The organism is Deltaproteobacteria bacterium (genome assembly GCA_015233135.1).
In the GTDB taxonomy this organism is placed as follows: Bacteria; UBA10199; UBA10199; order JADFYH01; family JADFYH01; genus JADFYH01.
In genome coordinates this window covers 1-6,953 of sequence record JADFYH010000056.1, presented here as the reverse complement: position 1 = coordinate 6,953, position 6,953 = coordinate 1, and the positions used below count along the sequence as shown (strand labels likewise).

Sequence of the window (6,953 nt, the reverse complement as noted above, 5' to 3'; positions counted from 1 at the left end):
TATAGAGGGTATGAAAAAGAAATTGAAAGTCATACAAGAGATTGGCGGTGTTGCTATATTCTAGAAGGAGAAGAGCAGGTTTCAAATGTTGAATGACTTCTCGGATTCTGGAATGCGAAGTGAGAATAACTTTAAAGTCAGGATTGAGCGAACGCATTTCGTTTTGCATGGGTTCTAAATGATCTAAAGAATAATATCGAATAGAAGGAATTTTAAAATAATCATCCCAAGGTTTATCGATGTGAGGCATACAGGAGAATCTTTTTGAACCTTCAATGCCCAAAGACAGCTTGTTATAATAGCCCCCTCCGACATTTTCAGTGTAAGAGTCACAATCTAAGATCGTATAATTTATTCCTGCCCATTTTAAGACGGCAGGGAGATAGATTTTTTCAAATGTTAAAAGATGGAAAATAAAAATATTTGTTCTAAAATGAAGGTGTTTCACTTCATTTTTTTGAATGAAGTCCAGTAGTTCTTCGGTGTTGAAACAGTCAAATTCTTGGTTTCCCAAGTATTTCATGTCATGAAAAAAAGCCCCACCGCCAAATTTCTTCTGACATTTTTCAAATAATCTTGAAAGTTGTGAAGGGTCTCCATTGTTGATGAAGAGGTGACCATTAAAATTCTGGTTGGGGGGGGGTAATTTTTTCCACTTCTTTTTTTGAGCCTGAGTGACCAGAACAATGTCGGCGATAAATCTCCAGATTCTCTCAATGTCGAGAGAGGGGGTTTCACTTATATATTGTATAGCTTCGAGGGTGATTTCAGCATCGGGTCTTGAATGATTCAGTGTCGATTTCAAACAGGCGATTAGCCAGGCGCTGAGGATAGGATAAGTGACCTCCCCTTGATCCATTTGAAGAGAGTAGCTTTCAAGAGGCTGGTTTTGTGAAAAAACAGCGAATTCAAAGCGCTGGCTTGGCCCGTTCACCACAAGTTTGATAGAGCTGCTTTCTGTTGCATTTCTATCAAGATCAATATTTTGGCTACTCTCATCAATGTGCATCTTCGTTCCCAGTTTTTATGAATGTTTCTGGCCAAAATGGGTCAAGAGATTTTGAGTATAAGACTTATGGAAGTAACTGTATTGATTCAGTTGAAATTCTTTAGGATTCTTTTTCATCAGTTCATCCATACATTGAGAAATACGATAAAAATTATTTTTAATATAGCCTTCCAATTTTTGCTGAAAAATTTGTTCGTTTTCGTTGCACAATTGATCATAGAGAGAAATTTTTATTTCAGGATTTTCGACCTGATTTACGAAATCATTATGGCAAGATTTAAGATAGGATTTGATTTTTTGAAGGGAGCTTTGATATTCTGGGTCTTTGCATAATGAACCAATGTTTTTTAATTTAGAATTAAATTCTTGTGGGTTTGAATACTCTAAATGCCGAAGCCCTGATAATTCTTGAAGTGTAGCTGCCGCAGGAAAAGTGAGGTAGGGGGCAGCATAATTAATGGCTCTTAAAAAAACAGGGTTATTTTCAAAATAGGAGTAATTCTGATTGAAAAGAATGTAGATCGATTTGCCATTTTGTAGTTTTTCTTTCTGTTCTTCTTCATTTAAAAAACGGTTCTGATAGTATTGGGGAAATAGCTTTTCCCAGGCTGTATCTCCAAATAGTAACACTTTGTGGGTTGTTTCTATTCCTGAGATTACTTCGTATTTAAGCAAACTTAAAACTCCCATATAAACATCTGCGAAAAGTGAATAATACTTCCACTTTTGGTCTATTTCCAATTCTGTGGAGTGAAGGAGTAGATGATTAATCGCATAAAAAAGCATTTGTTGATCATCAAAAGGATTTTCAGAATCTACATAATTCATGAAGTGTAATATCTGGGGCATCAGACCCAAAACATAATTGCTGCGAGCATTGGAAAGAAAGACTATTTCAGGATTTGGATCTGGGGCATGAATGAGTTGATCGGGATTGAGAATGTCTCCATAGCTAAAGTAGCGAATTTCATTTGCCCCTGCCGCTTGGTCAAAATATTTGGATATACTGGGATAAATAGAAAAACGACGAACTTCTTTCATATTCATCACGGCTTTCTTGGTGTGGCCATTATTAACAAGCTCATAGGTGTCGAAATCAATGATGATAAATTCGATTCCCAGGTGTTTTAGTAAAGGGATCAATAGCGTATCTTCTTTCTTCAAAATATCATTTGGAAGAAACATGTTTACCGAAAAAATTGTTTTTATTTTTTTCTCTCGGATCATGTCTAACAATTGTCGTATGCTGTAATGGTCTGTCTCTTCCCAGCATCGCTTTAGTTTGTTCCAACCCGATTTCATGTTAAGGCAGTGGGTTTGATCAGAATGTTTTTCTTTTATTTTAAGATAAAGGTCGTTTAAGGCGAAGAGGTCTTCTATGTTATAAAACAATTTCCCCTCAAATGATTTGAATTCCTCTTTTAGGAAAAGATTTCCTCTGATTTTGTTTGAGGTGCTTGCCAGAATGCTCATTATTTTTTGGCAAACTTGGATTATCTCAGGAATCTTGTTAAACTTGGCGCCGATAGTCAATTGTATGTCCTGAGGGAGTTCTTCCAATTCAAATATTTTTCTACAGTGGGATAACATCCAAAAATAGAGGCTCTCTATATTAATTTCATCGTTTGTAATGGGAAGTTCTTGCAGTTCTTCAATTTTATGGGGCCAAAAAAAATGTAAACTAATACGTTGAGGATTAGGAGCTAGAAACAATTCTAATTTACAGACATTAAGTTCGCTATTCACATCTCCGATCATAGAATCCCGCCTTTCGTGTAAGCAATCATTGTGCTGCCTTGAAAAGTTTCCGTCCAAAGTAATTTCATTCCAAAGCTTGCGACATATTCGGTGACATCTTTGCAGGTAAAAATCTTGTCCGAATCGGGGAAAATTTTTTGCCGATGTTCCAAGATCCCTTCCTCATCTAATAAGGAAGGATTGGTGTTTCTAAACAAGACTCTTTTTAGGTCTTTTCCAAAAAACTTTTGAATTTTGAAATGGAGTGTTTTTCGATATTCGTTCCATTCTTTGTCCGAAATGGCTTCTTTTTGAAGTGACTCGGAAGATTGTAGTCTAAAGAGCAATTCATTTTTATTGCCCAATCTCTTTTTTAAATCTGTAGATTGTTGGAGGCATTTGGAAATAAAAAAGGCATAATATTTTAAAAAATTTTGACTCAAAGTATTACCATTAAAAATTTTTATCTGTTCCCAATAAAGCTTCGCTTCTTGTGGAGAAATTAGTTCAAGACAATTTTGCAGGGATCTCTCAAGCTCTGAAGCTTCTTTGTTTGAGGGGGCATTTTTTTTGCTTTTACAGAGAACATTCAAATCTTTTACGAAATGGTGTAAAGGCATCAGGATAATCGAGGGCAGTGCATCTACTTTATCAAATTCTAAGGCCTTTCCAAAGAGGGTTGTGGTCAGCGAAAAATTGTTGAGCAATTTTTGATAAAGGCCTTCTGGAGTTTCATATAAGTATTCCTGTCTTGGAAAAGAATGAGCCCAGCGTTGGTTGAACCAAGAATGCAAATCATCTTCTCGAATATGCATTGCTCTAGCACTAGAGAGGTAGTAAATTTGATCGCCCTTTTCCTTGAGGCGTTTGCATAAGTCTGAATCTTCATAATTGAATAAACCCGAACGGTATCCTGTCAAATCGGCCAACCGTTGTCTTAAAGCCAACATGTCTGGGGCAAAGATATAGGGATTATCGACATCATATTCCCCCCAGTTGTGGGGTGAAAGAATGGAGCGGCACCAATCACCCAAGGTTTGAATACGCTCCTGAGTGTTTCCAGAAATCAAGCTATAGTTTCCAGAAGTTTTGGACCAAAGTTTTTCTATCCAATCAGGTGCTAAAACCACGTCGGCATCGCAGCAGCCTATCCATTTTGCATCCATTTCTTTTAAGGCAATGTTGCGTACATCGCTCAAAGGAACATCTACTCGATGAATTTCAACTGGAAACTGTTTGGCAATTTCTTCGGTTTTATCCAAGCAGGGGGTATGCAAATAAACTACTATTCTTTTGGGCTTTAAAGTTTGAGAGCACACGCTTTCCAGACAGGCAGCGATATATTTTTCACCGTCTTTCACAGGAATGTAGAAATCAAGATCAACAAATGGAGAAGTGTGTTTGGTCATAAATTACACATATTGGACTAATTTTCTTTCCAGGGCTTCCTGATATTTTTTCCCATCCGTTTCATTCAAAAGATGAGTCTGCTCATTCAAATTCCAAAGTTTTGTTCCAGCTAAAGGCGCGGCACCGCTTTCTTGCACGTGATCGAAGCCGACTTCTTCGATAAAGCGTTTAGTAGCTAGCATTTCTTCCTCAGTTTCCGTTGGATTTCCATACATGAAGGTGCCGTGTACTTTGATGCCTAAAGATCGAATGAAAGGAACAAAATGGCGCACATCCTCCAAATTGAGGTTTTTGTGGATTACTTCATCTAAAATTCGTTGACTTGCAGATTCCACTCCGATTTTTACTCCCACACAGTCGGCGCTGGCCATGGCTTCCCAGGTACTTTCCTTAAGGGTATCCGCACGACACATGGCACTCCAAGGAAGTTTAAATTCTTCGACTACCTTACAGACTTCAAGAACATGACGGTCATTCAGGTTGAAGGTGTCATCATCAAAATAAATCGCTTTGAAACTTGGGAATTTTTTTAAGGTTTGTGTGATTTCTTTTCTTAAGGAATCTGCTGAATAATAGCGTACCTTGTTAAGCGTCATCGATTGAGGCCAGGTGCAAAAGGAGCATTTGAAGGGACAACCACGAGAAGTCCAAAGCTGGAGGATAGGACCTTTCCCATGGAAATATCCTACATCATAATATTCATAGAGACCTTCCCGCCGCATGGCTGCAGGAGCAGCGTCCATCTCTGTCTGATCGAGTAAATTAAATTCGAGAACTCCACCGCGATTTCCAGAAATTGCTTGAGCAACTCCCTTTTCATATTCTCCTTTGATACAGGCAAAAACAGGAAGTGTATCCAAAAGATTTTTTGCATCATAGGCGATGTTTTGTCCGACCAGAATAATTTTTGTTTTTGGATTTTGATGGGCAATTTTTTGAATCAAAACTCTATCGGAATCGAGTGAAGGTGTGGAAATTTCAAAAACCAGATAATCGAATTCATTTTTTAGTAAAAAAGATAGAAAGTTTTCTACACTTTCCTGGTTCAGTAAACTATCGCGCAAAATAATTTCAGAATTTGGAAGCCTTTCCTGACAATAAGAAGCCGCATAGCTCAGAAAAAAAGGGAAAGGTTTATAGGTGTATTTTGCTCCAGGAGTTGTTTTGTAACTGTGCGGCCAACGTGAGCCTGCGCGAACGGTGTGTCTTCCTTCAACTTCCCAGGGAGGGTTTGAAAAAAGTATTTTCATGAAGCGCTCCGGCCAAAGTTGCTTAACAGATTTTGAATATAGGGCTTATGAAAATAGCTATACTGGTGAATTTGAAACTCCTCGCGTTTTTTGTTCATCAGTTCGTCCATGCATTGAGTAATGCGATAAAAATTATTTTTAATATAGAGTTCTAGTTTTTGCTGGAAAATTTGTTCGTTCTCGTTGCACAGGTTATCGTAAAGAGAGCTCTTGATGTTGGGGTCTTCTATTTGATCTATGAAATCATTATGGCAAGACTTGAGATAAGATTTTATTCTTAAAAATGAGTTTTGATATTCCGGGTTTTTACACAATGCACCAATGTTTTTTAATTTTATATTTAATTCCTGTAGATTTGAATATTCTAAATGACGCAGACCAGACAATTCTGGCAGGCTTGAGCCTACCGGGAAACCAAGATAAGGAACGGCAAAATTGAGTGAATATAAAAAAACAAAATTGTTTTCAAAATAAGAGTGATTTTGATTGAAATGAATATAAACCGAAGAACCATTCTGTAGTCTTTCTTTCATTTCTTCAGGATTCAAATATCTTTGATAATATTGGGGGAATAATTTTGCCCACTCTGTATCTCCAAAAAGCAGGATTTTTTGGGAGCTTTCGATCCCCTCTATCACTTCATATTTTAAGAGGCTTAAAACGCCAAGGTAGATGTTTGCAAAAAGCGAGTAATATTTTTTCTTTTGCTCAAAATCTAAATGAGAAGAATGGAGTAGAAGATGGTTCATCGCGCAGAAAAGCATTTGCTGATCCTCAAAGGGGGAACCGGAATCCACACAATTCATGAAATAGAATACCTGAGGCATTTTTTCTAAAACATGATGAGTTCGGGAATTAGCGATACAATAAATCTCATAGTTTGGTTTTGGAGCTTGAATCAATTGATTGGGTTCATAAATATCCCCACAACTACAATACCTTATTTCCTTGGCCTCAGCTGCTTGATCAAAATATTTGCAAAGATAAGGAAGGAATGAGAAACGGCGTACACCTTTTGTATTCTGAATGGCTTTAAGCGTATAGCCATCCATGTTTAGTTCATAAGTATCAGAATCAAGAACAACAAATTCAATTCCCAAATGATTCAGCAAAGGCACTAGGAGCAGATTTTCTTTGCCCAGGGCATTTTCCAAAAAATACATATTGATAGAAAAAATTGTCTTAATTTTCTTCTCGCGAATAAATTCTATTAATTGTTGTGTGTTACAATGTTGATTGGCTTCCCAGCATCGCTTCAGTGCGTTAAAACCCGATTTTGCATTCAGATAATGCATTTGATCAGGGTGTTTTTCCTTAATTGTTTCATAGAGGTTTTTTAAGACAAAGTGACTGTCAATATTATAAAACAGTTTCCCCTCAAATGATTTGAACTCCTCTTTCAGAAAAAGAAGTTCCTTAATTTTATTTAAGGTAGCTGCCAAAATTTGCATTATTTTTTGGCAAACCTGAAGTATTTCAGGGATCTTATTGAATTGGTGGTCTATGGTAAATTGTACGTCGTGGGGGATTTCTTCAAATTCAAATAT

Annotated in this window: 5 protein-coding genes; all 5 read right to left on the bottom strand. The window is 37.1% G+C overall.

From position 1 onward, the window contains the following. On the bottom strand, positions 1 to 1,009 hold a 1,009-nt coding region (locus HQM15_11935), incomplete at its 3' end, for a hypothetical protein (GenBank protein MBF0493472.1). A 15-nt stretch (positions 1,010 to 1,024) separates the two neighbouring features. After that, a complete protein-coding gene (locus HQM15_11930; protein MBF0493471.1) occupies positions 1,025 to 2,755 on the bottom strand; it encodes a hypothetical protein in 1,731 nt (576 codons plus the stop codon). An 8-nt stretch (positions 2,756 to 2,763) separates the two neighbouring features. Then, positions 2,764 to 4,155, bottom strand: a complete 1,392-nt coding sequence (locus HQM15_11925) for a glycosyltransferase family 2 protein (protein MBF0493470.1) — start codon at positions 4,153 to 4,155, stop codon at positions 2,764 to 2,766. Positions 4,156 to 4,158: 3 nt separating this feature from the next. Beyond that, on the bottom strand, positions 4,159 to 5,406 hold the full coding sequence (locus HQM15_11920; protein MBF0493469.1) for a radical SAM protein: 1,248 nt from the start codon (positions 5,404 to 5,406) through the stop codon (positions 4,159 to 4,161). Further along, the gene (locus HQM15_11915; protein MBF0493468.1) at positions 5,403 to 6,857 is read right to left on the bottom strand and encodes a hypothetical protein; all 1,455 of its coding nucleotides are present in this window, start codon (positions 6,855 to 6,857) and stop codon (positions 5,403 to 5,405) included. The genes HQM15_11920 and HQM15_11915 overlap by 4 nt, the downstream gene beginning before the upstream one ends. Between the last annotated feature and the right edge of the window lie 96 nt (positions 6,858 to 6,953).

What these genes read in the sequence shown, in the direction of transcription:
- HQM15_11925 (MBF0493470.1), bottom strand. Translation starts at nt 4,155, where the DNA reads ATGACCAAACACACTTCTCCATTTGTTGATCTTGATTTCTACATTCCT.
- HQM15_11920 (MBF0493469.1), bottom strand. Translation starts at nt 5,406, where the DNA reads ATGAAAATACTTTTTTCAAACCCTCCCTGGGAAGTTGAAGGAAGACAC.
- HQM15_11915 (MBF0493468.1), bottom strand. Translation starts at nt 6,857, where the DNA reads ATGCAAATTTTGGCAGCTACCTTAAATAAAATTAAGGAACTTCTTTTT.